Source organism: Cupriavidus gilardii, assembly GCF_013314895.1.
Lineage (GTDB): Bacteria > Pseudomonadota > Gammaproteobacteria > Burkholderiales > Burkholderiaceae > Cupriavidus > Cupriavidus gilardii_C.
This window is the reverse complement of the sequence record NZ_JABTYE010000021.1, coordinates 76,831-98,765: the sequence shown is the minus strand read 5'-3', so window position 1 is coordinate 98,765 and position 21,935 is coordinate 76,831. Positions and strand designations below refer to the sequence as shown.

General features: G+C 67.8%; 17 protein-coding genes, 1 pseudogene and 1 riboswitch. Of the genes and pseudogenes, 7 read left to right on the top strand and 11 right to left on the bottom strand.

The window, feature by feature from the left end:
- The 3 genes and pseudogenes from HTY53_RS24840 to HTY53_RS19465 form a co-directional block, all read right to left on the bottom strand.
- Positions 1-131, bottom strand: a pseudogene (locus HTY53_RS24840) (allantoinase); the annotation flags it as partial.
- Between the two features lie 102 nt (positions 132-233).
- Positions 234-1,640, bottom strand: coding sequence for a nucleobase:cation symporter-2 family protein (locus tag HTY53_RS19470; RefSeq protein ID WP_174108137.1), 1,407 nt, complete (start codon positions 1,638-1,640; stop codon positions 234-236).
- 185 nt (positions 1,641-1,825) lie between these two features.
- Positions 1,826-2,566, bottom strand: a complete 741-nt coding sequence (locus HTY53_RS19465) for a GntR family transcriptional regulator (RefSeq protein ID WP_006576976.1) — start codon at positions 2,564-2,566, stop codon at positions 1,826-1,828.
- A 293-nt stretch (positions 2,567-2,859) separates the two neighbouring features.
- Here HTY53_RS19465 and uraH point away from each other — a divergent pair, with 293 nt between their 5' ends.
- Together uraH and HTY53_RS19455 are read left to right on the top strand one after the other, a co-directional pair.
- A complete protein-coding gene (uraH, locus tag HTY53_RS19460; protein WP_149319441.1) occupies positions 2,860-3,213 on the top strand; it encodes a hydroxyisourate hydrolase in 354 nt (117 codons plus the stop codon).
- A 31-nt stretch (positions 3,214-3,244) separates the two neighbouring features.
- The gene (locus HTY53_RS19455; RefSeq protein ID WP_174108136.1) at positions 3,245-4,453 is read left to right on the top strand and encodes a urate hydroxylase PuuD; all 1,209 of its coding nucleotides are present in this window, start codon (positions 3,245-3,247) and stop codon (positions 4,451-4,453) included.
- A gap of 160 nt (positions 4,454-4,613) precedes the next feature.
- Here the strand turns inward: HTY53_RS19455 and HTY53_RS19450 are convergent, their stop codons facing one another.
- The 7 genes from HTY53_RS19450 to xdhA form a co-directional block, all read right to left on the bottom strand.
- Positions 4,614-5,189 carry a TMEM165/GDT1 family protein gene (locus HTY53_RS19450; RefSeq protein WP_174108135.1) on the bottom strand — a complete coding sequence of 192 codons (576 nt, stop codon included), beginning with the start codon at positions 5,187-5,189 and terminating at the stop codon, positions 4,614-4,616.
- Positions 5,190-5,244: 55 nt separating this feature from the next.
- Positions 5,245-5,421, bottom strand: a riboswitch (yybP-ykoY riboswitch).
- A gap of 101 nt (positions 5,422-5,522) precedes the next feature.
- Complete coding sequence (locus tag HTY53_RS19445) at positions 5,523-6,644, bottom strand: fatty acid desaturase (protein WP_174108134.1); 1,122 nt, start codon at positions 6,642-6,644, stop codon at positions 5,523-5,525.
- Between the two features lie 144 nt (positions 6,645-6,788).
- A complete protein-coding gene (guaD, locus tag HTY53_RS19440; protein ID WP_174108133.1) occupies positions 6,789-8,120 on the bottom strand; it encodes a guanine deaminase in 1,332 nt (443 codons plus the stop codon).
- Between the two features lie 70 nt (positions 8,121-8,190).
- Positions 8,191-9,246: an adenosine deaminase gene (locus HTY53_RS19435; protein WP_174108132.1), complete on the bottom strand. Its 1,056-nt coding sequence runs from the start codon at positions 9,244-9,246 to the stop codon at positions 8,191-8,193.
- 61 nt (positions 9,247-9,307) lie between these two features.
- Positions 9,308-10,384 (bottom strand): xanthine dehydrogenase accessory protein XdhC, encoded by a 1,077-nt coding sequence (gene xdhC, locus HTY53_RS19430; protein WP_174108131.1) that lies wholly within the window; start codon positions 10,382-10,384, stop codon positions 9,308-9,310.
- 31 nt (positions 10,385-10,415) lie between these two features.
- On the bottom strand, positions 10,416-12,827 hold the full coding sequence (gene xdhB / locus HTY53_RS19425; RefSeq protein WP_174108130.1) for a xanthine dehydrogenase molybdopterin binding subunit: 2,412 nt from the start codon (positions 12,825-12,827) through the stop codon (positions 10,416-10,418).
- A gap of 17 nt (positions 12,828-12,844) precedes the next feature.
- Positions 12,845-14,374: a xanthine dehydrogenase small subunit gene (gene xdhA, locus HTY53_RS19420; RefSeq protein ID WP_174108129.1), complete on the bottom strand. Its 1,530-nt coding sequence runs from the start codon at positions 14,372-14,374 to the stop codon at positions 12,845-12,847.
- 276 nt (positions 14,375-14,650) lie between these two features.
- On the opposite strand from xdhA, the gene HTY53_RS19415 reads away from it, so the two are divergent.
- Entirely contained in the window at positions 14,651-15,601 is a 951-nt protein-coding gene (locus HTY53_RS19415) for a LysR substrate-binding domain-containing protein (RefSeq protein WP_174108128.1), read from the top strand.
- Between the two features lie 74 nt (positions 15,602-15,675).
- On the opposite strand, the gene HTY53_RS19410 is transcribed toward HTY53_RS19415, so the two are convergent.
- Entirely contained in the window at positions 15,676-16,572 is an 897-nt protein-coding gene (locus tag HTY53_RS19410) for a substrate-binding domain-containing protein (RefSeq protein ID WP_438820973.1), read from the bottom strand.
- A 165-nt stretch (positions 16,573-16,737) separates the two neighbouring features.
- Between HTY53_RS19410 and HTY53_RS19405 the strand changes: the two genes are divergently transcribed.
- From HTY53_RS19405 to HTY53_RS19390, 4 genes are all read left to right on the top strand, one after another.
- Entirely contained in the window at positions 16,738-17,829 is a 1,092-nt protein-coding gene (locus HTY53_RS19405; RefSeq protein WP_174108127.1) for a substrate-binding domain-containing protein, read from the top strand.
- A 103-nt stretch (positions 17,830-17,932) separates the two neighbouring features.
- Positions 17,933-18,532 carry a DUF4126 domain-containing protein gene (locus HTY53_RS19400; protein WP_174108126.1) on the top strand — a complete coding sequence of 200 codons (600 nt, stop codon included), beginning with the start codon at positions 17,933-17,935 and terminating at the stop codon, positions 18,530-18,532.
- A 71-nt stretch (positions 18,533-18,603) separates the two neighbouring features.
- Positions 18,604-21,309, top strand: coding sequence for an ABC transporter permease (locus tag HTY53_RS19395; protein WP_174108125.1), 2,706 nt, complete (start codon positions 18,604-18,606; stop codon positions 21,307-21,309).
- 75 nt (positions 21,310-21,384) lie between these two features.
- A complete protein-coding gene (locus HTY53_RS19390) occupies positions 21,385-21,873 on the top strand; it encodes a group II truncated hemoglobin (RefSeq protein ID WP_254600024.1) in 489 nt (162 codons plus the stop codon).
- Positions 21,874-21,935: the final 62 nt, after the last annotated feature.

The window sequence follows — 21,935 nt, the reverse complement described above, 5'->3', positions numbered from 1 at the left end:
ACGCAGTTCTCGCCGCCTTCCTCGTAATTGAGCACGAACTGCAGCGCAACGCGCGCGCCGCCCGGCCATTGGGCGTGGGGCGGCTGGCTGCCGTAACCGATCAGATCGCGTGGATAGTTATGGTTTGTCATCAGGGTCACTCGGGTTGTCAAAACGGGCCGCACGGCATCGACCCCGCCCGCGCCGCCGCGGCAGCAACAGCAGCGGCGGCGCGGACCATCGCACGGCTGGCCTCATTCCGTGCCGTGGGTATTCGCGGCCGCGTTGCGCAACGCTTCGTCGGCCGACTGGATGCCGTTGTAGAACAGGTTCAGCGCCACCGCGACCACCGTGCCCAGCACGATGCCGCTGTGCGTGATCGCATGGGTCCAGCTCGGCAGGTTCTGGAAGAAGGTCGGCGACAGCGTCGGGATCATGCCGAAGCCGATCGAGATCGCGACGATGAACAGGTTGTGGCGATTGCGGTTGAAGTCGCACGAGCCCAGGATGCGGATGCCGGTCGCGGCAACCATGCCGAACATCACGATGCCGGCGCCACCCAGCACGAACTGCGGCACCGAGGCCACCACGTGCGCCATCTTGGGGAACAGGCCGAAGGCGATCAGGATCAGGCCGCCCGCCGCCGCGACATAGCGCGAACGCACGCCAGTCACCGTGACCAGGCCGACGTTCTGCGAGAACGAGGTGTAGGGGAAGGTATTGAACACGCCGCCGATCACCGTGCCCAGGCCGTCGGCGCGCAGGCCGCGCGTCAGATCGGCGTTGGACAGCCGCTTGCCGGTGATGTCCGCCAGTGCAAGGAACATGCCGGTCGATTCGACCAGCGTGATCACCATCACGATGCACATCGACAGGATCGCCGAGAAGTGGAAGGTCGGCATGCCGAAATGCAGCGGCGTGATGACGGCCACGTAGCTTGCCTCGTGCAGGCCCTCGAACGACACCTTGCCCATCGCCATCGCAATCAGCGTGCCGGCGATGATGCCGAGCAGCACCGCGCAGTTCGACACCAGGCCGCGGCCGTACTTGGTCAGCAGCAGGATGATGACCAGCACCAGTGCGGCGATGCCCAGATTGGTCAGGTCGCCATAGGCGAGGTTGGGCACTTCCTTGGCCACGCCGTCGATCACCGTGCGGGTGGTCGGCTGACCGCCGGCGGCCCAGTTGATGCCGACCCGCATCAGCGACACGCCGATCAGCGTGATCACCGTGCCGGTCACCACGGGCGGGAACAGGCCCAGCATGCGGCCCATCATCGGCGCAATCAGGATGCCGAACAGGCCTGACGCAATCACCGCGCCGTAGATGCCCAGCAGGCCGATATTGGGATCGGAGCCGATCGCGATCATCGGCGCCACCGAGGCGAAGGTCACGCCCATCATCACCGGCAGACGGATGCCGAACTTCCAGAAGCCGAACGCCTGGATCAGCGTGGCGATGCCGGCGGCGAACAGGTCGGCATTGATCAGGAAGGCCAGCTGGTCCTTCGGCAGCTTCAGCGCGCCGCCGACGATCAGCGGCACCGCCACGGTGCCGGCATACATCACCAGTACATGCTGCAGCCCGAGCGCGAGCAGCCGCCCCGAGGGCAGGCGCTCATTGGTCAGGTCCGTGGGGACCGTGGTGCTTGCGCTTGTCATTGTGTTTGTCTCCTCTCCGATGGTTGGACGTTTGCTTGGCGTCCGCATGCCTTCTGGTGCGTCCGGCCCGGTCGTTCGAACGAAACGAAGTCGGGCCTGGTCCCGCTGCCGGCACCTGCGAGGGTGCGCGTGGCTGGGCGGGCTGCGAAAGCTGGGCGGGGGCGCCGGCAGGGTGGAACAGCGTGCTAGGTGGAGCGTCCCAGCACGCTGCGAAGGTCGAAGCTGCCCGGGTCGTCGGGCTGTACGCGGTCGGCGCAGGCGCCGAGATGGTGCGCCATGCGCGATTGCGCCAGGGCGGCGTCGCCCTGTTCCAGCGCATCGAGAATGGCCTCGTGTTCGTCGAAGGAGCAGGCGTTGTTGCCCGGCGCCTCGACGCTGGCGATCATCAGCGTGGTGCGCGACACCAGGCGGCGCATCATCGTGACCAGCAGCGCGTTGCCGGACAACTCGGCCAGCGCGGTATGGAATTCGGCCGACAGGCGGATCCACTTGGGCCGCTCGTTGTTCAGGAAGGCCTGCCGTTCCTGCTGGACCATCTGGCGCACCGGCGCAATCACGCTGCGGACATTGCGCTGCGCGGCGAGCTTCTCGAGCACGGCGCGCTCCAGCATCTGGCGCAGTTCGAACATGTCGTGCGCCTCGTCGGTGGAAGGGCTGGCGATGAAGGCGCCGCGATTGGGTTCCAGATCCACCATGCCGTCGGCCGCGAGGCGGGCCAACACCTTGCGCACGGTGTGGCGCGCGGTGGCATAGATCTCGCAAAGCGAATGCTCGGTCAGCTTGGTGCGCGGCGGCAGCCGGTGTTCCATGATCGCGTCGTAGATCTCGTGATACATGCGCTCTTCGACCGAGCCCTTGCGCGGCTTCGTTTCGTTGGGCGCGGCGCCTTCATCGGCGCCGGCAATCAGCTTGAGAGTCTTGGACATCGTGGCACCCGCTGGTGGACGGTTCGGCCGCGCATCGTGCAATGGCGCCGATCCAAAAATTGTTGACAATTATTTGGTTGTGCATTCAATATTGTCAACAAAACCGAACCAGGTTTTCGACAACTACGGGTAATCCCGCAGTTGTCATCCGGATTGGTGCAGCGCATTGTCGCCATGCACCAGTTCTGCGCCGGGATGCGTTGAAAAGACGTACCGAGCGGGCACCATACCCACAAATGGTGCTAGTGAAGGCAGCGGCGCCTCTCACCACCCACGTGCTAAGGAACCAGACCATGGGACGCTTGACCACCCACGTTCTCGACACCGCCGCAGGCATTCCCGGCCAAGGCCTGTCGATTACCCTTTCCAAAATTGTTGACAATCGCCGCGAAACGCTGAAGACCGTTGTGACCAATCACGACGGCCGTTGCGACCAGCCGCTGCTCGAAGGCGCCGACTTCGCCGTCGGCGTCTATGAGCTCGAATTCGGCGCCGGGGATTATTTCCGCGCGCGCGGCGTGCAGTTGCCCGAGCCCGCCTTTCTCGACGTGGTGACGCTGCGCTTCGGCATTGCCGATACGAACGCGCATTACCACGTGCCGCTGCTGGTGTCGCCGTGGTCGTATTCGACCTACCGCGGCAGCTGATTCGCGCAGCGAGGGAAACAGGAGACAAGAGATGGAAGGCTATATTCTCGACTGGGCCAATCTGCTGCTGCGCTGGGCCCACGTGATCACCGCGATCGCGTGGATCGGCTCGTCGTTCTACTTCGTCTGGCTGGACAACAGCCTGCAAAAGCCGGTCGATCCCGACCTGGTGGACAAGGGCGTGGGCGGCGAGCTGTGGGCCGTGCACGGCGGGGGCTTCTACAACCCGCAGAAATACCTGACCGCGCCGAAGAAATTGCCCGAGAACCTGCACTGGTTCTATTGGGAGTCGTACTCGACCTGGATGACGGGCTTCGCGCTGCTGGTGGTGCTGTACCTGTTCAACGCCAGCACGTTCCTGATCGACAAGAACGTCTACGACATGTCGCCGGGCGCGGCGGTGGGCCTGGCTCTGGCGTATCTGCTGGTGGGCTGGGTGGTCTACGACTGCATCTGCCGCGTGTTCGGCAAGAGCGATCGGACGGTCGGCATCCTGGTGGCGCTGTACGTGGTGCTGGCCGCCTATGTGGCCTGCCACCTGTTCTCGGGCCGCGCGGCGTTCCTGCTGACCGGCGCGATGATCGCCACCATCATGAGCGCCAACGTGCTGGTGTGGATCATCCCGGGGCAGCGCAAGACCGTCGCCGCGATGCGCGAAGGCAAGCCGGTCGACCCGATCCACGGCAAGAACGCCAAGCAGCGCAGCGTGCATAACACCTACTTCACGCTGCCGGTGCTGTTCGCGATGCTGTCGAACCACTACAGCATGACCTACGCGCACAAGCACAACTGGGTGGTGCTGGTGCTGATCATGCTGGCCGGCGTGCTGATCCGCCAGTTCTTCATCCTGAAGCACAAGGGCAAGATCAATATCGCGTGGCCTGCCGCCGGCGTCGCCGCGCTCGGCGTGGTCGCCGTGATGATCGCCCCGCAGCCGCGCCAGCCGGTGGCCGCGCAACCGGACGGCGCCACCGCTACCAAGGTCAGCTTTACCAAGGTGCAGGAGATCATGAACGCGCGCTGCGTGCAGTGCCATGCCGAAGCGCCGAAGATGATGCCGACCGCGGCCAAGGGCATCAAGCTCGAGACGCCGGACGAGATCAAGGCGCACGCCCAGCTGATCTATCAGCAGGCCGTGCAGCAGAAGGCGATGCCGCTGGGCAACGTCACGCAGATCACGGACGACGAGCGCGCGCTGCTTGGCCAGTGGTTCGAGGCCGGCGCCAACACGACGCAATAACCCACCGATCGGTGATCGACGGTCCGGTGGCCGCGCAGTCGGCGACCGCAGTACCGGACCGGCGAGGGTTTGAACGGGGCGAAAGCCCCGTTTTTTTATGGCTTGGTATCCGTATGACGCGTTCGGTGGCGGCGTCTCAGCGGACGCCGGTTTCGCCCGATCAGCGCCCGATATCCATCAGCGCCACCACCCCGAGCACGACGAACACCGCCGCGGCGATGCGGTGCACCAGCCGGATCGGCAGACGGTGCGCGAAGCGTTCGCCGAGCAGCACGGCGGGCACGTTAGCCAGCATCATGCCGATGGTAGTGCCGGCGACCACGGCGAGGATATCGGTGCTGAAGCGCGCGGCGAGGGCGACGGTGGCGATCTGGGTCTTGTCGCCCATCTCGGCGAAGAAGAACACCACGACGGTCGCGCACAGCACGCCGAACGCGCCCTTGACCGCCTTGGGCTTCTCGGTCTCGTCGAGCTTGTCGGGGATCAGCATCCATGCGCCCATGGCGATGAAGCCCAGGCCCAGGATCCAGCGCAGCAGCGCCGGGCCGACCATTTGCGTGATCCAGCCGCCGAGGGCGCCGGCCAGGCCATGATTGACCAGTGTCGCGATCAGGATGCCGAGGATGATGGGGATGGGCTTGCGGTAGCGCGCAGCGAGAATGAGCGAGAGCAGCTGGGTCTTGTCGCCCATTTCCGCGAGGGCGACGATACCGGTCGAGACGAGCAGGGATTCCATTCGTTGTTATCGGAGCAGCGGGCCGGACGCATCGCGAGATGCCAATGACGTGCGTTTTCCCCGGCCCAGCCGAAAAACGACGTCATCGGTCTCGCCAGGCCCTGGAACAGGCATTGCACCGTTCCGAAAGCTGCGCACGCCATAACCGCAAGCGGTCAAGTCTGTTGACGTACGCCCCTGTCGCACAACGCGGTGTCGCGCGGCAGGGCGGCTACTCCCCAATGGGAAGCGCGATTATAGCCAGTGTGCGAGGCAGCCGTCCATACCGCGGTGGCCCTGCGGCGCATCGGATCGCGCCCAGGCCGAGCCCAAACCGGGCCCAAAGCAAGCGCGCTACGCCGGCACCGGCGACGGCGCGGTGGTGCGGCGGCCGCGGAAATCGGTCCAGCACAGCGCCTGAAAGTCGTACAGCTTGCAGCGTCGCGCGGTATCGAAATACCAGCGCCACGAGAAGTTCTGCACCACGATGCGGCCGGGCAGCGCCCGCTCCAGCAGCGCCTGCGCGCGCTTGAGCCGGTACAGCGGCACGCTCATGTCGACGTGGTGGGCGGTGTGTTCCATGATGTGGTGCAGCAGCGTGCCGACGCCATGGCGAAAGCGCAGATGGACCGTGGTCGAGACGAAGGGCTGGGCGCGCGCCCACATCGCCTTGCTGGCGTACCAGGCCACGCTTTCGTGCGTATGGTGGACATACAGCACGAAGCCGACGGTCGCGTTCCAGACCAGGAACGGGACGACGAAGCCGGCGATCACCAGCAGCGTCGCCGACTGGTTCGTGGCGAGTGCGAGTCCGATCAGCCCGCCGATCCATAGCACGGCGAAGGCGGCCACCAGCACGCAATCGGCCAGGAAGACCGGCCGCCGCGTCGCCATCTGCCGCCTGCTGGGAAAGAACAGCTTCAGCCACCAGATCTCGATCAGGTAATACAGCCCGGCGCCCAGGCCGTTGCGATACAGCCGCTCCAGCGCGCGGCGCCACCACGGCAGCGCCGCGTATTCCTCCATCGAGTACGGCGCCCAGACGAAGTCGAAGCCCTTCAGGTTGGTATAGCCGTGATGGACGACGTTATGGCCGACTTCCCACAGGCTGTACGGCGTCAGCGACGGCAGGAAGGCGATCCGTCCCAGCCATTTGTTCAGCTGCCGCCGCGGCGTCAGGCTCTGGTGGCAGGCATCGTGGCCGAGGATGAACAGGCGGGCGATCAGCACGCCCGCCAGCACGCCGAGCGCGAGTTTGGCGAGCCAGTGCGAAGCGATGACGAGCGCTGCGAGGGCGGCAAGGAACAGCGTCGCGTCGAGCGCGAACAGCAGCAGCGCGCGCGGCGTGCTGCGTTCGGACAGCGGCATCAACCAGCCGCGGATGATCTTGCGCGGCGGCAGCGCAGCGTCGGGCGACAGCGGTTCGGGTGGAACGCCGGATCGGACGGCATCGGCGGGTGCAGCAGGTGTGGTCATATTGGCATCGGCATTGTCGAATGGCGGGGGCCAGCGTAATGCAGATCGACCACAACGGCCTTGACCGGGGTCAAGCAAAGACGGAAGCCGCCGGGTCCCCTCGAAGGCGGGGACCCAGTGGCTTCAGTACCGCTGCCGTACGCGCTATGCCGTGGCGGTTTCCGCCCGCTGGCCCATCACGTAGACGCTGTCGATCACCCGATCGTCGCCGAGCATCGCAAACGCAAACAGCTGTTCCTCCAGCGTTTCCGAGCGCGCGCTGCGGCGGCCCAGCAGCGGCGTGGCCTCGGGATCGAGCACGATGAAGTCGGCCTCGTTGCCCGCCGCGAAGCTGCCGATGCGATCGCCCCATCCGAGCGCATCGGCCGGCGCGCGCGTGGCCAGGTAGAACATCCGCAGCGCGGTCAGGTGATAGCCGCCCATCCGGGCGACCTTGTGCGCGGCGTTCATCGTGCGCAGCATCGAGAACGAGGTGCCGCCGCCGACGTCGGTGGCCAGCGTCAGATTGAGCCGGTGCGCGTCGGACTGGTGGAAGTCGTAGAGACCGCTGCCGAGGAACAGGTTCGAGGTCGGGCAGTGCGCGACCGCCGCGCCGGTGTCGGCCAGCCGGCGGCGATCGTCGTCATCCAGGTGGATCGCATGGCCGTAGAACGCGCCCGGGCGCAGCAGGCCGTATCGATCGTAGACGTCCAGATAGCTGCGCGCCTGCGGGAACAGCTCGGCGACCCATTTGACCTCGTCGCGGTTCTCGGCCACGTGGGTCTGGATCAGCGCATCGGGGTAGGCGCGCGCCAGCTCGCCGCAGGCAGCCAGTTGCGCCTCGGTCGACGTCGGCGCGAAGCGCGGCGTGATCGCATAGGACAGGCGCCCCTTGCCATGCCAGCGCGACAGCAGGTCGGCCGATTCGCGCGCACCCGATTCCGCGGTGTCGCGCAGGAATTCCGGGCAATGGCGGTCCATCAGCACCTTGCCGGTCGCCAGCCGCAGATTGCGGCGATGGCTCTCGGCGAACAGCGCGTCGGCCGAAGTCGCATGCACGGTGCTCCAGACCAGCGCGCTGGTGGTGCCGTTGCGCAGCAGCTCGTCGGCGAAGAAGCTCGCCACCGCGGCCGCGTACCGGGGCTCGGCGAAGCGGCGCTCCTCGGGGAAGGTATAGGTATCGAGCCAATGCAGCAGGCCCGGCGACGGCGACGCGATCATGTCGGTCTGCGGGTAGTGCACGTGCGTATCGATAAAGCCCGGCACGATCAGCTTGCCGCGATGGTCGATCACCTCGGTGCCCGGGGCGATCGACGGCGCCAGCTCGGCGTAGGGCCCGGCCGCGGCGATGCGGCCGTCGGCGACCAGTAGCACACCGTCTTCCCAATACTGATACGCGTCATCATGGAATTGCGGGTCGCGCAGGAAATGCAGCACGCGGCCACGGATGGCGCGATGGGTACCGGTCGGGGAAGAGGAGCTGGTGGTCTGGTTCATGGTCGTGGGGTTAAGGAAGGCCGGCGCGGGGGCGTCGGCCGATGTTGCGCCGGTCAGGGCCGCAACGGCATCAAGCCGTCGCCGCGCTCGCCGGCGTCGTGGGGCTGGCCGATTGCCAGAAGCGGTCGACCTCGGTCAGGTATTCGGCCTTCAGCGCCGGCCGCAGGAAGCTCGCCTCGAAACTGTTGCGCGCCAGCCGGTGCGCGTCGGCTGCATCGAGCGGCAGCGCCTCGAAGGTCGCTTCCCAATTGGCGTTCATATAGCCGCCGAAATAGGCCGGGTCGTCCGAATGGATCGTCACCGCGACGCCCGCGTCCAGCAGCTTCTTCAGCGAATGGTCGCGCAGGTCGGGATAGACCTTGAGCTTCTGGTTCGACAGCGGGCAGACCGTCAGCGCGATGCGCTCGCGCGCCAGCCGCTCGACCAGCGCCGGATCGTCGATCGCACGCACGCCGTGGTCGATCCGCTCGACCTGCAGGATGTCGAGCGCGTCGCGGACATAGTCGGCCGGGCCTTCCTCGCCGGCATGGGCCACGCGATGCAGGCCCAGCTCTTTCGCACGGGCGAACACCCGCGCGAACTTCTCGGGCGGATTGCCGCGCTCGGACGAATCGAGGCCGACGCCGACGAAGCGATCGCGATAGGGCAGCGCCGCTTCCAGCGTGGCAAACGCGTCTTCCTCCGACAGATGCCGCAGGAAGCAAAGAATCATGCTGCTGGAGAAGTCATATTGCGTGCGTGCCTGCGCCAGCGCGTCGGCAATGCCGTCGATCACGATCTCGATGTCCACGCCGCGCGCGGTATGCGTCTGCGGATCGAAGAAGATCTCTGCGTGGCGCACGTTGTCCGCCACCGCGCGTTCGACGTACGCCATCGTCATGTCGAAGAAGTCTTCCTCGGTCAGCAGCACGCTGGCGCCCGCATAGTAGATGTCGAGGAAGGACTGCAGGTCGGTGAACGCGTAGGCGGCGCGCAGCGCCTCGACGCTGGGATACGGCAGCTTGACCCGGTTGCGCTGCGCGAGCCGGAAGATCAGCTCGGGCTCGAGCGTCCCTTCGATGTGCACATGCAGTTCGGCCTTGGGGGTGCGGCGGATGCGGTCCGCGAGCGCGGCGTCGAGCGTCATGGGGGAATCCTTTTTTGCTATGCCGGCCTGCTGTTCGCGTTCGAGCAGTTGGCCGGCGCGGTTACCGGTGGGCGGGGCTGTCGCTGTTGCTCTCGCCCGGTTGCCCGCCGTCCCGCTGCATTGCCGGTGCGTCGGAGCGCAGCGCGGCCAGGCGCTGATCGCGCACTTGCAGCAGCTGAGCGACGATGGCAACTGCAATCATAGCCGGAGCCTTGTCGGTGATGCCCCCGACGCCGATCGGGCAGGTCATCCGCGCAAAGGCGGCCGGGTCGATGCCATGCTCGACCATCCGGTGTTCGAAGCGGGCGCGCTTGGTCTTCGAGCCGATCAGCCCGAAGTACGCGAAGTCGGTGCGCCGCAGGATCCGTTCGCACAGTGCCTGGTCCAGCGCGTGGCTGTGCGTCATGACCAGGAAGTAGCTGCCGGGCGGCGCGTGGTCGACCACCGCCTCGGCCGTATCGGTGGCCTCGGCCACCACGTTGGCGGGCAGGCCGCCGGGAAACAGCGTATCGCGCTCGTCGACCCAATGGACCGTGCACGGCAGCGTGCCGAGCACCTTGACCAGCGCATGGCCGACATGGCCTGCGCCGAACAGCACCACGTGCATCTCGTCGGGGGCCAGCAGGTCGGTCCAGCTGCCGTCCTCGTGCAGCGTGACGGCGGGCAGCGTCGGCAGTGGCGTGCGGTCGATCGCATGGCGGACGGGGCCGGCGGCGGGCACCGTGCGCGTGACGGTGCGGCGCGCGGCAAAGGCCGCTTCCACCGCGTCCAGCCATTCGAGATCGGCCGGGCCCAGCCGCTCGAAGCCAAGCTGCACCACGCCGCCGCAGCATTGGCCGAGCGCGGGCCCGAGCGGAATCCGCACGATACGGCGGGTGGCATCGGTGGCGAGCGAGGAAGCGTCGCCAGGCGCGGCCGCATCGAGCATCTCGCGCGCGATCGCCATGCCGCGCCATTCCAGATGCCCGCCGCCGATCGTGCCGATCAGATCGTCGCCGGTCACCAGCATGCGGATGCCGGGCTCGCGCGGCGCGGAGCCCTTGACCTCGACGATGGTGACCATCGTCACCGGCACGCCGGCGCGTACCAGCGCGGCGGCGTCGGCAAAGCGGAAGGGCTTGAGCGGGGCGTCCTGCATGATCGCGTCCGGTGATGTTGAGCGGCGCCGGTCAGGCGATCCCGGCTGCCGTACGCACGGCGTCGGCCGCGTTCAGGATCGCTTCGCTGGTCGCCGGCGCGTGCAGCGGCGGATTGATGCGATAGCCGCCGAGGCTGGCAATGGCATCGCGGATCGCGAAGAACACCGAGAACGGCAGCAGCAGCGGGGGCTCGCCGACCGCCTTGGAGCGATGGATGCTGTCCTCGGCGTTGCGGTTCTCGAACAGCCGGACGTTGAACTCTTCGGGGCAGTCGTTGACGGTCGGGATCTTGTAGGTCGACGGCGCATGCGTCATCAGCTTGCCGTCCTTGTTCCACCACAACTCCTCGGTGGTCAGCCAGCCCATGCCCTGGATGAAGCCGCCTTCGACCTGGCCGATATCGATCGCCGGGTTCAGCGAGCGGCCGACATCGTGCAGCACATCGGCGCGCAGCAGCCGGAATTCGCCGGTCAGCGTGTCGACCAGCACTTCCGAGCAGGCCGCGCCGTAGGCGTAGTAGTAGAACGGCCGGCCCTGCAGCTTGCTCTGGTCCCAGTGCAGCTTTGGCGTGGCATAGAAGCCGTCGGACCACAGCTGCACGCGGGCGACGTAGGCCTGCCGTGCCAGTTCGGCAAAGCCCAGGCGCATTTCGCCCGCCACCACCAGATCGTCGCCGAAGCGCACGCTGGACGGCTCGACGCCGGCCTGGCGCGCGGCAAAGGCGGCCAGCCGCTCGCGGATCTGGCGGGCCGCGTCCTGCGCGGCCTTGCCGTTCAGGTCGGTGCCGGTCGAGGCGGCCGTGGCCGAGGTATTGGCCACCTTGCTGGTGTCGGTCGCGGTCACGCGCACGCGTTCGAGGCGGATGCCCAGCTCGTGCGCGACCACCATCGCCACCTTGGTGTTCAGACCCTGGCCCATCTCGGTGCCGCCGTGATTGACCAGCACCGAACCGTCGTTATAGACGTGCACCAGCGCGCCGGCCTGGTTGAAGTGCGCGACATTGAACGAGATGCCGAACTTGACCGGCGTGATGGCGATGCCCTTCTTCAGCACCGGGCTGTTCGCGTTGAACGCGCGCGTGGCCTCGCGGCGGGCGCGGTAGTCGCTGCTGGCCTCGAGCTGATCCAGCAATTCATGAATGACGTTGTCCTCGACGGTCTGGCCGTAGGGCGTCACGTTGCGCTCGGTCTTGCCGTACAGGTTGTCGCGGCGCACGTCGAGCGCATCGCGGCCGACGGTGCGCGCGATATTGTCGAGGATGTATTCCATCGCAAACGCGCCCTGCGGGCCGCCGAAGCCGCGGAACGCGGTATTGCTCTGTGTGTTGGTCTTGCCGCAGTAGCCGTCGATCTGCACGTGCGGCAGCCAGTAGGCGTTGTCGAAGTGGCAGATCGCGCGGGTCATCACCGGGCCCGACAGGTCCGCCGAGAAGCCGGCGCGCGAGACCATTTCCACCGCGACGGCTTCGATGCGGCCCTGCGCGTCGTGGCCGACTTCGTAGTCGAACACGAAGTCGTGGCGCTTGCCGGTGATCATCATGTCGTCGTCGCGGTCCGGACGCAGCTTGACCGGGCACATCAGCTTCCACGCGGCCAGGGCCGCGCAGCAGGCGAACAGCGCCGACTGCGATTCCTTGCCGCCGAAGCCGCCGCCCATGCGCCGGCATTCGACCAGCACCTGGTGAACCTGCCAGCCGAGCACATGCGCGACCGCGTGCTGCATCTCGGTCGGATGCTGGGTCGAACACCACACGTGCATGCCGTCGTTTTCCTTCGGCGCCGCGTAGGCGATCTGGCCTTCCAGATAGAACTGCTCCTGGCCGCCGAGGCGGATATGGCCCTTGTCGCGATGCGTTGCCGTGCCCAGATGCTGGCGCGGTTCGCCGCGCACCAGATGCATCGGCGGCAGTACGTAGCTGCGTGCCTCGTGCGCGGCCTCCGGCGACAGGATCGGCGGCAGGTCCTCGTAATCGATCGCGGCCAGCCGCGCCGCGCGCCGCGCGGCATCGTGCGACGAGGCCACCACGATAAAGATCGGCTGGCCGACGAACTGCACCGTGTCGCTCGCCAGGATCGGATCGTCATGGATGATCGGGCCGCAGTCGTTGGTGCCCGGAATGTCTTTGGCCGTCAGCACCGCCACCACGCCCGGCGCGGCGCGCACCTTGTCCAGCGCGATCGACCGAATGCGGGCATGGGCGCGGGCGCTCATGCCGAGCGCGGCGTGCAGCGTGCCGGCGAGTTCGGGAATGTCGTCGGTATAGGTCGCCGTGCCGGCCACATGCAGATGCGCGGACTCGTGCGGGCGCGACACGCCGATCTGCGGCGGCGCTTCGGCGGCAATATGCGCGGCGAGGTCGCCGCTGTTGAAGTCCGCCGTCACGGGCGCACCGCCGTTGGCGACACCGGTGTCGAGCAGGAAGGCCTCGGTTTGCTTGTTCATTCCGATCGCTCCTCTACTTAAACGGTAGCCGTGGTGGCCGCGGTGGCCGTGGCAGGCGGCACGCTGCCCGCCCCGATCGCACGGACGTTGACGGCGGCGGCCGGCAGCGCATCGTCGCGCGTCTCCAGCCAGAAGCGGTACAGCAGGTTGGCAGCGCCGCGGGCGCGGTACTCGGCGGTGGCGCGCATATCGGTCAGCGGCGTGTAGTCCTGCGACAGCGCGTCCATCGCCGTCTTGACGGCGGCTTCGTCCCAGCGCTGGCCGAGCAGCGCGGCCTCGGCATGGGCGGCGCGGCTGGGCGTGGCCGCCATGCCGCCGAAGGCGATGCGGGCCTGCCGCACCGCGCCGTCGGCGACCGTGATGCCGAAGGCGGCGCAGACCGCGGAGATGTCCTCGTCAAAACGTTTGGACAGCTTGTAGGTACGGAAGTGCTGAGGCCCGGACACCGGCACGCGCAGCGCCGCGACGAATTCGCCTTCGGCCATCGCGGTCTTCTGATAGGCCAGATACAGGTCCTCGAGCGGCAGCGTGCGGCGCCCATCGCGATGCTGCAGCACGACCTCGGCGCCGAGCGCGATCAGCGCCGGCATCGAGTCGCCGATCGGCGAGCCGTTGGCGATATTGCCGCCCAGCGTGCCGGCATTGCGGATCGGCAGCGAGGCGAAGCGCTTCCATAGTTCTTCGAGTTCGGGATGGGCCTGGTTGAGTGCGGCGTAGGCACGCTCGAGCGAGACGGCTGCGCCAATCTCGATGACGCCTTCGCGTTCGACGATCTGCTGCAGGTCCTCGACCTGGCCCACATAGAGCAGATTGCCCAGTTCGCGGAACTGCTTGGTGACCCACAGCCCGACGTCGGTGCTGCCGGCCAGGATACGCGCCGAGGGCTCGGCCGCCTTCAGCGCGGCGAAGGCCGACGCGGTGCGCGGTGCATGGAACCAGGCGCCCGACGGATCGCGATAGTGGAAGGTATCCTCACGCATCAGCGTGCGCAGCGCGGTGGCGATCGCCTTCGGCTCGAGCCGGCTCGCGTGCGGCGCGGGCAGCGACATCATGCGCTGGCCCGCCTCGATGATGGGCCGGTAGCCCGTGCAGCGGCACAGGTTGCCGGTCAGCGCGTCGCAGATGGTCTGCCGGTCCGGCGCCGGTCCGCCCGGCTGGTGCTGCTGGTACAGCGCCCACAGCGACATCACGAAGCCCGGCGTGCAGAAGCCGCATTGCGAGCCATGGCATTCGACCATGGCTTCCTGTACCGGATGCAGCGAGCCATCGGCCTGACGCAGGTCCTCGACGGTGATCAGCGCCTTGCCATCGAGCGTGGGGAGAAACTGGATGCAGGAGTTGACGGCCTTGAAGCTCAACTCGCCATCGGGCTGCAGTTCGCCGATGACCACGGTGCAGGCACCGCAGTCGCCTTCGGCACAGCCCTCCTTGGTGCCGGTGCAGCGCGCGTCTTCGCGCAGGTATTGCAGCACGGTGCGGGTGATCGGGGCATCGGTGACCTGCTGAACCTGGCCGCGATGGTAGAAGCGGATGGGTTGTGTCTCCATGGTCGTGTTATCTCCTTGCGATGGGGCAAACATAGCACTCGCGCCGAGTAGCAATATTCGGCCCAGGTGATATGCCCCATCATGGCGTGCACGCCGCCCGCGGCACCGCCGCCGCGGCCTCCGGCCGCGCCGCAACCGGCGTATTAGGCCGCTTGGCCAGGACTTTCCGCGGGTTTGCGCCGAATTGACCGCTGCCAGGTTGGCTGGCATACACTATGCGCCGATCCTTATCCCCACGCCACTGGCCGCAGGTTTATCAGGCCGGACGAATTCACCATGCACGGACGCGACCATCTGGACACCTATCTGCTTCGGGTATTGCATACCCTGCTGACCGAGCAGAGCGTCACGCGCACCGCGGTGCGGATGGGGCAATCGCAGCCGGCCATCAGCAATACGCTCAAGCGCCTGCGCGAGATCACCGGCGATGCCATCCTGGTGCGCGGCAAGAGCGGCATGGTGCCCACCGAGCGCGGCCGCGAGCTGCTGGAACTGGCCGAGCAGAGCCTGGCGGCGATGGACCGCATTGCGCGGCCGCCGCAACAGTTCGATCCGGCCACCACGGATCGCACCTTCCATCTGGGCGCGCCGGATTATCTGGATGCGTTCTTCCTGCCCAATATCGTCGAGCGGGTGCGCCGGCTGGCGCCGGGTGCAAAGCTGTTCGTCCATCCGCTGACCAGCGCCACCGATTTTCTGGAGGAGCTGGAGCAGGGCAAGCTCGATATCGTGATCGGCAACTGGCTGTCGCCGCCCGAGCATCTGCATATCTCGCCGCTGTTCGAGGACGAGGTGGTCTGCATGCTGGGCGCCCAGCATCCGCTGGCGCGCAAGGGGCTGTCGCTGAAGCACTACCTGGAGATGCCGCATCTGGCGCCGGCGCCGTATGCGTCCATGCAGCGCAGCATGATCGACCAGGCGCTGGCGGAGCAGGGCTACAAGCGCCGCATCCAGGTGACGCTGCCCTATTTCGGGCTGGTGCCGTATGTGCTGATGAAGACCGACATGGTGTTCACGACCGGCCGGCAGTTCGCCGCGCACTATGCGCAGTACCTGCCGATCCGGATGGTGCCGGCGCCGGTGTCGTTTCCGCGCATGCGCTTCTACCAGCTATGGCACGAACGCTGCCACGCCGCGCCGGACGTGCTGTGGCTGCGCCGGATGATCGCCGAGGTCGCGGCCGATCTGCCGCTGTTGCCGCGGCTGGAGATGGCCGCGGAGCCCTGAGCGGCGGTGAAGCTGCGGGAGGGGCCAGGCTCCCGACCGGCAATCGGGAGCCGCGAAGTCGGGAGCCAGCGAAGTCAGGAGCCGGTCTTGTAGCTGGGGAAGAACAGCTGTTCGCCCTCGACCTTGTAGCTGGCGATGGCGTCCTGGCCGGCCTTCGACGTGATCCACTCGATCAGCTTGCGCGCATCCGCGTAGTTGATGCCGGGATGCCTGGCCGGGTTGACCGCGATGATGCCGTATGGGTTGAACATCTTCGGATCGCCCTGCACCGCGATGGCGAGGCCCGTCTTGGCGCGATAGGCGCCATAGGTGGCACGATCGGACAGCGTGTAGCCGGGCATCTGCGCCGCCATCGTCAGCACCTCGCCCATGCCGAGCCCGGCGTTGACGTACCAGGGCTGGCCCTTGGGCTCGACGCCGGCCTCCTTCCAGTACGACTTCTCCATCACGTCGGTGCCCGAATTGTCGCCGCGCGAGATGAACTTGACGCCGCTGGCGGCGATCTTGCGGAAGCTCGCGATCACGTCCTTGCTGCCCGCGATCTTTGCCGGGTCCGCCGACGGCCCGACCACGATGAAGTCGTTGTACATCACGTCGCGCCGGTCGACGCCGTGGCCGGCCGCGACGAAGGCGTCTTCCATCTTGCGGGCGTGCACCAGCAACACGTCGACGTCGCCCATCTCGCCCATCTTCATCGCCTTGCCCGAGCCGACCGCGATCACCTTGACCGTGACGCCGCTGTCGCGCTCGAAGCGCGGCAGCAGGTATTTGAGCAGGCCGGAGTTTTCGGTGCTGGTGGTGGTCGCCAGCTTCAGTTCGCCGGCGAAGGCGGCGCCGCTGCCGAGCAGAGAGGCCGCGGACAGCAGGACGGCGGCGACCAAGCGCGGCAGCGCGCGGGGGTGGCGGGATAGGCGGGATAGGCGGGATGGGCCGGATAGGCCGGACTGGCGACCCAGCATGGGAAACGGCATGTCGGAATTCCTCTTGTTATGTTTATCTGAACATAATTGCGTGCGCCCATCCGCTTCGGTGACAATGCGCAACATCCGAAGCTTCCGCTAATCTGCGCAAGCTTGTACGGGCGCCATGATTGTCCCGGCACTCCAAGAACAAAGTAAATAAGAACAGCGGAACATATGACATTCCATTTCGAACTGTTTCCGGTGGTATCGACGGACGACAACCCGCGTGCCAACGGCAAGGTGTTCCTGCTGCTGCAGGCGGTGCGCGAGACCGGCTCGCTGCATCGTGCCGCCGCCAAGGTGGGGTTGTCGTACCGGCATGCCTGGGGCGTGATGCGCGACTGGGAGGCGCTGCTCGGGCGCAACATGCTTGATATGGAGCGCGGCCGCGGCGCCTCGCTGACGCGCTTCGGCGAGCGTCTGCTGCGGGCCGAGGTCAAGCTGCGCGAGGCGGTCGATCCGGCGGTGCGCAAGGCGCTGGCCGAGTTCGCCGCGGAACTGGACGATGCCGCCCGGCCGCAGACGCGCATCCATTTCTCCGGCAGCCACGATCCCGCGATGGAGGTGCTGGCGGCGGCGCTGAACGAGCAGCCGGAGGGCCTGCAGCTCGATACCGTGTTCTGCGGCAGCGTCGAGGGCCTGATCTGCCTGCACGAGCGGCAGGCGGAGCTGGCGGGCTTCTATGTCGCGCCGATCCAGACCGCCGGATCGGTCGCACACGTGACGCTGCGCAAATGGCTGCGCCCGTCCTCGGTGCGGCTGATCCCCGTGGCGTCGCGCGAGCAGGGGCTGATCGTCGCGCCGTCGCGGGCGCGCGAGATCCGCGAACTGCGCGACCTGGTCCGTACGCAGGCGCGCTTCGTCAATCGGCAGCGCAGCTCGGGCACGCGCCTGCTGTTCGACCAGCTGCTGGCGGCGCAGGGCCTGTATGCCGACCAGGTCGCCGGCTATGACCAGCCCGAGTTCAGCAACGAAAAGGTCGCCGAGGCGGTGCATGCCGGCCGCGCCGAGGTCGGCTTCGGCCTGCGCGTCAACGCCGAGGCGTACGGGCTGGCCTTCGTGCCGCTGACGCGCGAGGTCTACTACCTGGCGCTGCGCAAGGCCGACCAGTTTGCGCCGTGGGCCCACGCGCTGCTGGCGCTGCTGGCCGATCCGGCGATCGGCGCCCGCATCACCGCGCTGCCGGGCTATGCGCTGGCCGAGCAGCGCGGGCTGCTGGCGCCGGAGCAGGTGCTGCCCTGGTACGGGGCGGACGGGCGGGAGTAAGCACTGTCGCGGCCGTCCCGGGCAGGCCGCTGACTCGCCCGTATTACACTGCGCCCATGGCCGGCGCCGCCGGCCCCGACTCTGACTCTGCGAGGGCGTCCCGATGCTGGAAACCGCCGCGCTGGCCGCGGGCATGTCCTGGGCCAGCGGCTTCCGTCTCTATCTGGCCGTGCTGGCCGCCGGCGTGCTGGCCCGCATGGGCTGGCTCGATCTGCCGGCCGGGCTGCAGCCGCTGGCATCGAACTGGGTGATCGGCGTAGCCGCAGTGCTGGCGCTGGCCGAATTCATCGCCGACAAGGTCCCGGGCTTCGATTCGCTGTGGGACGGCTTTCATACCTTCGTGCGCATTCCCGCCGGCGCGATCCTGGCGGCCGCCGCCTTCGGCAATCTCGATCCGCAATGGATGGTGATCGCCGGCCTGATCGGCGGCACGCTGGCCGGAACCGCCCATGCCGCCAAGGCGGGCACCCGCGCACTGATCAATGTGTCGCCGGAACCCTTTTCGAATTGGGCGGCCTCATTCACCGAGGACGTGACGGCCACCGGCAGCCTGCTGCTGGCGTTCTTCCTGCCGGTGCTGTTCTTCGTGCTGCTGGCGATCAGCCTGCTGCTGGCGCTGTGGCTGTTGCCCAAGCTGTGGCGCGGCGTGCGCAAGCTGCATGGCACGCTGACCCGCAAGGGCGGCCCGCCGGCGGCGTACTGACCGGGATCGCACCATCATTGGCGCCATCCACGCCTCAAACCGAATACTGCGAATACCCCGACCACGACATCATGCCGACCGATTCCGCCGCGGATTCCGCCGCCCCTGCGCTAGTGCGCCCCGTCGCCGTTCCCCATGCCGGGGCGCGTTTCTCGCCGTGGGCGCAGGCGTGGCGGATGGCGCGGCGCGACTGGCGTGCCGGCGAGCTGACGCTGCTGCTGTTCGCGCTGGTGCTCGCGGTGGCGGCGCTGGCCAGCGTCGGCTTCCTGTCGGACCGGATGCGGCAGGGGCTGGAGCGCGACGCCCGCCAGCTGATCGGCGCCGACGTGCTGCTGGTGGCCGACCAGCCGTTCGATCCGGCCTTCGCGGCGCAGGCTGCCACCCAGGGGCTGAAGGTCGCACAGACCGTCACCTTCCCGAGCATGGCGACCGTGGCGCGGCCGGGCGGCGAGGCCAACGGTGCCAGCGCTGCCGGTGCGAACAGTGCCGAGCGTGCCGATCAAGGCAACGCCGGGCAGCCCGGCGCCGCCTCGGCCGATGGCGATGCGCCGGCCAGCCAGCTGGCCGCGCTGAAGGCAGTCAGCCCCGGCTATCCGCTGCGCGGCACGCTGAAGACCGCCACCGCGCCCGGCGCGCCGGGCGAGCCGGCCGGCGGCATCCCGGCGCCAGGCACGGTATGGGTCGACGAGGCGCTGCTCGGCGGGCTCGGCGTGCAGGTTGGCGACACGCTGCGGCTGGGCAGCCGCAGCTTCCGCATCGAGCGGATCATCACGCAGGAACTGGACCGTGGTGGCGGCTTCATGAACTTCGCGCCGCGCGTGATGCTGCCGCTGTCCGATCTCGAGGCGACCGGCCTGATCGGCTGGGGCAGCCGGGTCAGCTACCGGCTGCTGGTGGCCGGACCGGAGGCGGCGGGCGTCGCCTATCGCCAGTGGGCCGAGCGCGAGATCGAACGGCGCGGGCTGCGCAATACCCGCGTGGAGTCGCTGGACTCGGGCCAGCCGCAGATGCGGGCCACGCTGGACCGGGCCGAGCGCTTCCTGTCGCTGGTCGCGGTGCTGTCGTCGATGATCGCCGCGGTGGCGATCGCGATGTCGGCGCGCCGCTATATGCAGCGCCATACCGACGCGTGCGCGATCTACAAGTGCCTGGGGCTGTCGCGCAGGGAGATCCTGCTGGCCTTCGGGCTCGAATTCCTGCTGGTCGGCGTGCTGGGCGCGGCGCTGGGCGTCGTGCTCGGTTATCTTGGCCACTACGGCCTGCTGCTGTCGCTGGGTAATCTGCTGACCGTGTCGCTGCCGCAGCCGTCCGCGCTGCCGGCGGTGATCGGGCTGCTGTCCGGGCTGGTGCTGCTGATCGGTTTTGCGTTGCCGCCGCTGCTGGCGCTGACGCGGGTCGCGCCGCTGCGGGTGCTGCGCCGCGATGTCGGCATGCCGCCGATCTCGGTGTGGATCGCCTATGCGCTGGGCCTGGGCGCCTTTGTCTCGCTGCTGCTGGTGGCGGCGCGCGACCTCAAGCTCGGCCTGCTGACCGCGGGCGGCTTCGCCGGCGCCGGCGTGGTGTTCGCGCTGCTGGCGCTGGGCTTGCTGACGCTGCTGGCGCGGCTGGTGCGCGGCCGTCTGGTCGGCGGCAGATCGGCCGGGCGTGCGGTGGGCTGGCGCTTCGCGCTGGCAGTGCTGGAGCGCCGTCGCGCGGTCACGGTGCTGCAGACGGTGGCGTTGGCGGTGGGTCTGATGGCGCTGCTGCTGCTCGGCATGACGCGCAACGATCTGATCGATTCGTGGCGCAACGCCACGCCGGCCGATGCGCCCAACCGCTTCATCATCAATATCCAGCCGGACCAGCGCGAGCCGCTGCGCCAGATGCTGGCCCGCGACGGGATCGACGATCTGCTCTATCCGATGGTGCGCGGCCGGCTGACGCATATCGGCGGCGAGCCGGTGCAGGCCTCGCGCTTCGAGGAGGGCCGCGCGCGCAATCTGGTCGAGCGCGAGTTCAACCTGTCCTATACCGACGCGCTGCCCGACGGCAACCGCGTGGTCGCCGGCCGCTGGTTCGACGGCAAGCGGCCGGAGGCGTCGATGGAGGAGGGCATCGCCAAGACGCTGGGCGTGAAGCTGGGCGATACGCTGCGCTTCGACGTGGCGGGCCAGCAGATCGAGGCGCCGGTGACCTCGCTGCGCAAGCTCGACTGGAGCTCGATGCGCGTCAATTTCTTCGTGATCCTGCCGCCGTCGATGATGCAGGGCTTGCCCGAGACGTACATCACCGCCTTCCATCTGAAGCCGGAACAGGCGTCGCTGGGCAACGCGCTGAGCGCGCGCTTTCCCAACATCACGATCGTCAATACCGAGCTGATCCTGCGGCAGGTGCAGGGCGTGCTGGACCAGGTCATCGCCGCGGTGCAGTTCCTGTTCGCCTTTACGCTGGCCGCCGGGGTCACCGTGCTCTATGCCGCGCTGGCCGGCGCGCGCGACGAGCGCCGCCGCGACGCGGGGCTGCTGAAGGCGCTGGGCGCCTCGGCGGCGACCATCAAGCAGACCCAGTACGCCGAATTCCTGGTGGTCGGCGGCCTGGCGGGGCTGCTGGCCAGCATCGGAGCGATCGCGGTCGGCTGGGCGCTGTCCCGCTTCGTGTTCGACTTCTCCTATGTGCTCAATCCGTGGATCGTGCCGGTCGGCGTGGTTTCTGGCATGCTGTGCGCTTTTGCCGGCGGCTGGCTGGGCCTGCGCGACGTGCTGCGCCAGCCGGCGCTTGCCACGCTGCGCGAGGCTTGAAGAGGCGGCCAGAACCCGGGCCGCCCGCGCGGCGGCGCCGTCGCCGGCAAACCGATTCCGTTGATCCGAACCGCAATGTCCGACGTATCCCGGCAGCATGCCGACACTATTCCCGTAGCCGACCAGCAGGCAACCGACAAGGCAACCGACAAGGCAACCGACAAGGCCACCAACGACGCGCCGCAGCCCACCGCGTTCGACCTGATCGGTGGCGAAGCGCGCGTGCGCGAGCTGGTCGACCGCTTCTACGACCTGATGGACCTCGAGCCCGAGTTCGCCGGTTTGCGCGCGCTGCATCCGCCGTCGATGGACGGCTCGCGCGACAAGCTGTTCTGGTTCCTGTGCGGCTGGCTCGGCGGTCCCAACCATTTCATCGAACGCTTCGGCCATCCGCGGCTGCGCGCCCGCCATCTGCCGTTCGAGATCGGCATCAGCGAGCGCGACCAGTGGATGCGCTGCATGGCGATGGCGATGCAGGACGTCGGCCTGTCCGAGGACCTGCAGATGCGGCTGCTGCAGGCGTTGTTTCAGACGGCCGACTGGATGCGCAACGTGGCGCGGTGAGCTGCCGACCTGAGTCGCCGACTGTTTAGCCCTCTCCCCCTGAGGGGGAGAGGGAGTCCTTC

Excerpts from the sequence above, each read along its gene's own strand:
- HTY53_RS19470 (WP_174108137.1), bottom strand. The coding sequence starts at position 1,640 with ATGACAAGCGCAAGCACCACGGTCCCCACGGACCTGACCAATGAGCGC.
- HTY53_RS19465 (WP_006576976.1), bottom strand. The coding sequence starts at position 2,566 with ATGTCCAAGACTCTCAAGCTGATTGCCGGCGCCGATGAAGGCGCCGCG.
- uraH (WP_149319441.1), top strand. The coding sequence starts at position 2,860 with ATGGGACGCTTGACCACCCACGTTCTCGACACCGCCGCAGGCATTCCC.
- HTY53_RS19455 (WP_174108136.1), top strand. The coding sequence starts at position 3,245 with ATGGAAGGCTATATTCTCGACTGGGCCAATCTGCTGCTGCGCTGGGCC.
- HTY53_RS19450 (WP_174108135.1), bottom strand. The coding sequence starts at position 5,189 with ATGGAATCCCTGCTCGTCTCGACCGGTATCGTCGCCCTCGCGGAAATG.
- HTY53_RS19445 (WP_174108134.1), bottom strand. The coding sequence starts at position 6,644 with ATGACCACACCTGCTGCACCCGCCGATGCCGTCCGATCCGGCGTTCCA.
- guaD (WP_174108133.1), bottom strand. The coding sequence starts at position 8,120 with ATGAACCAGACCACCAGCTCCTCTTCCCCGACCGGTACCCATCGCGCC.
- HTY53_RS19435 (WP_174108132.1), bottom strand. The coding sequence starts at position 9,246 with ATGACGCTCGACGCCGCGCTCGCGGACCGCATCCGCCGCACCCCCAAG.
- xdhC (WP_174108131.1), bottom strand. The coding sequence starts at position 10,384 with ATGCAGGACGCCCCGCTCAAGCCCTTCCGCTTTGCCGACGCCGCCGCG.
- xdhB (WP_174108130.1), bottom strand. The coding sequence starts at position 12,827 with ATGAACAAGCAAACCGAGGCCTTCCTGCTCGACACCGGTGTCGCCAAC.
- xdhA (WP_174108129.1), bottom strand. The coding sequence starts at position 14,374 with ATGGAGACACAACCCATCCGCTTCTACCATCGCGGCCAGGTTCAGCAG.
- HTY53_RS19415 (WP_174108128.1), top strand. The coding sequence starts at position 14,651 with ATGCACGGACGCGACCATCTGGACACCTATCTGCTTCGGGTATTGCAT.
- HTY53_RS19410 (WP_438820973.1), bottom strand. The coding sequence starts at position 16,572 with ATGCCGTTTCCCATGCTGGGTCGCCAGTCCGGCCTATCCGGCCCATCC.
- HTY53_RS19405 (WP_174108127.1), top strand. The coding sequence starts at position 16,738 with ATGACATTCCATTTCGAACTGTTTCCGGTGGTATCGACGGACGACAAC.
- HTY53_RS19400 (WP_174108126.1), top strand. The coding sequence starts at position 17,933 with ATGCTGGAAACCGCCGCGCTGGCCGCGGGCATGTCCTGGGCCAGCGGC.
- HTY53_RS19395 (WP_174108125.1), top strand. The coding sequence starts at position 18,604 with ATGCCGACCGATTCCGCCGCGGATTCCGCCGCCCCTGCGCTAGTGCGC.
- HTY53_RS19390 (WP_254600024.1), top strand. The coding sequence starts at position 21,385 with ATGTCCGACGTATCCCGGCAGCATGCCGACACTATTCCCGTAGCCGAC.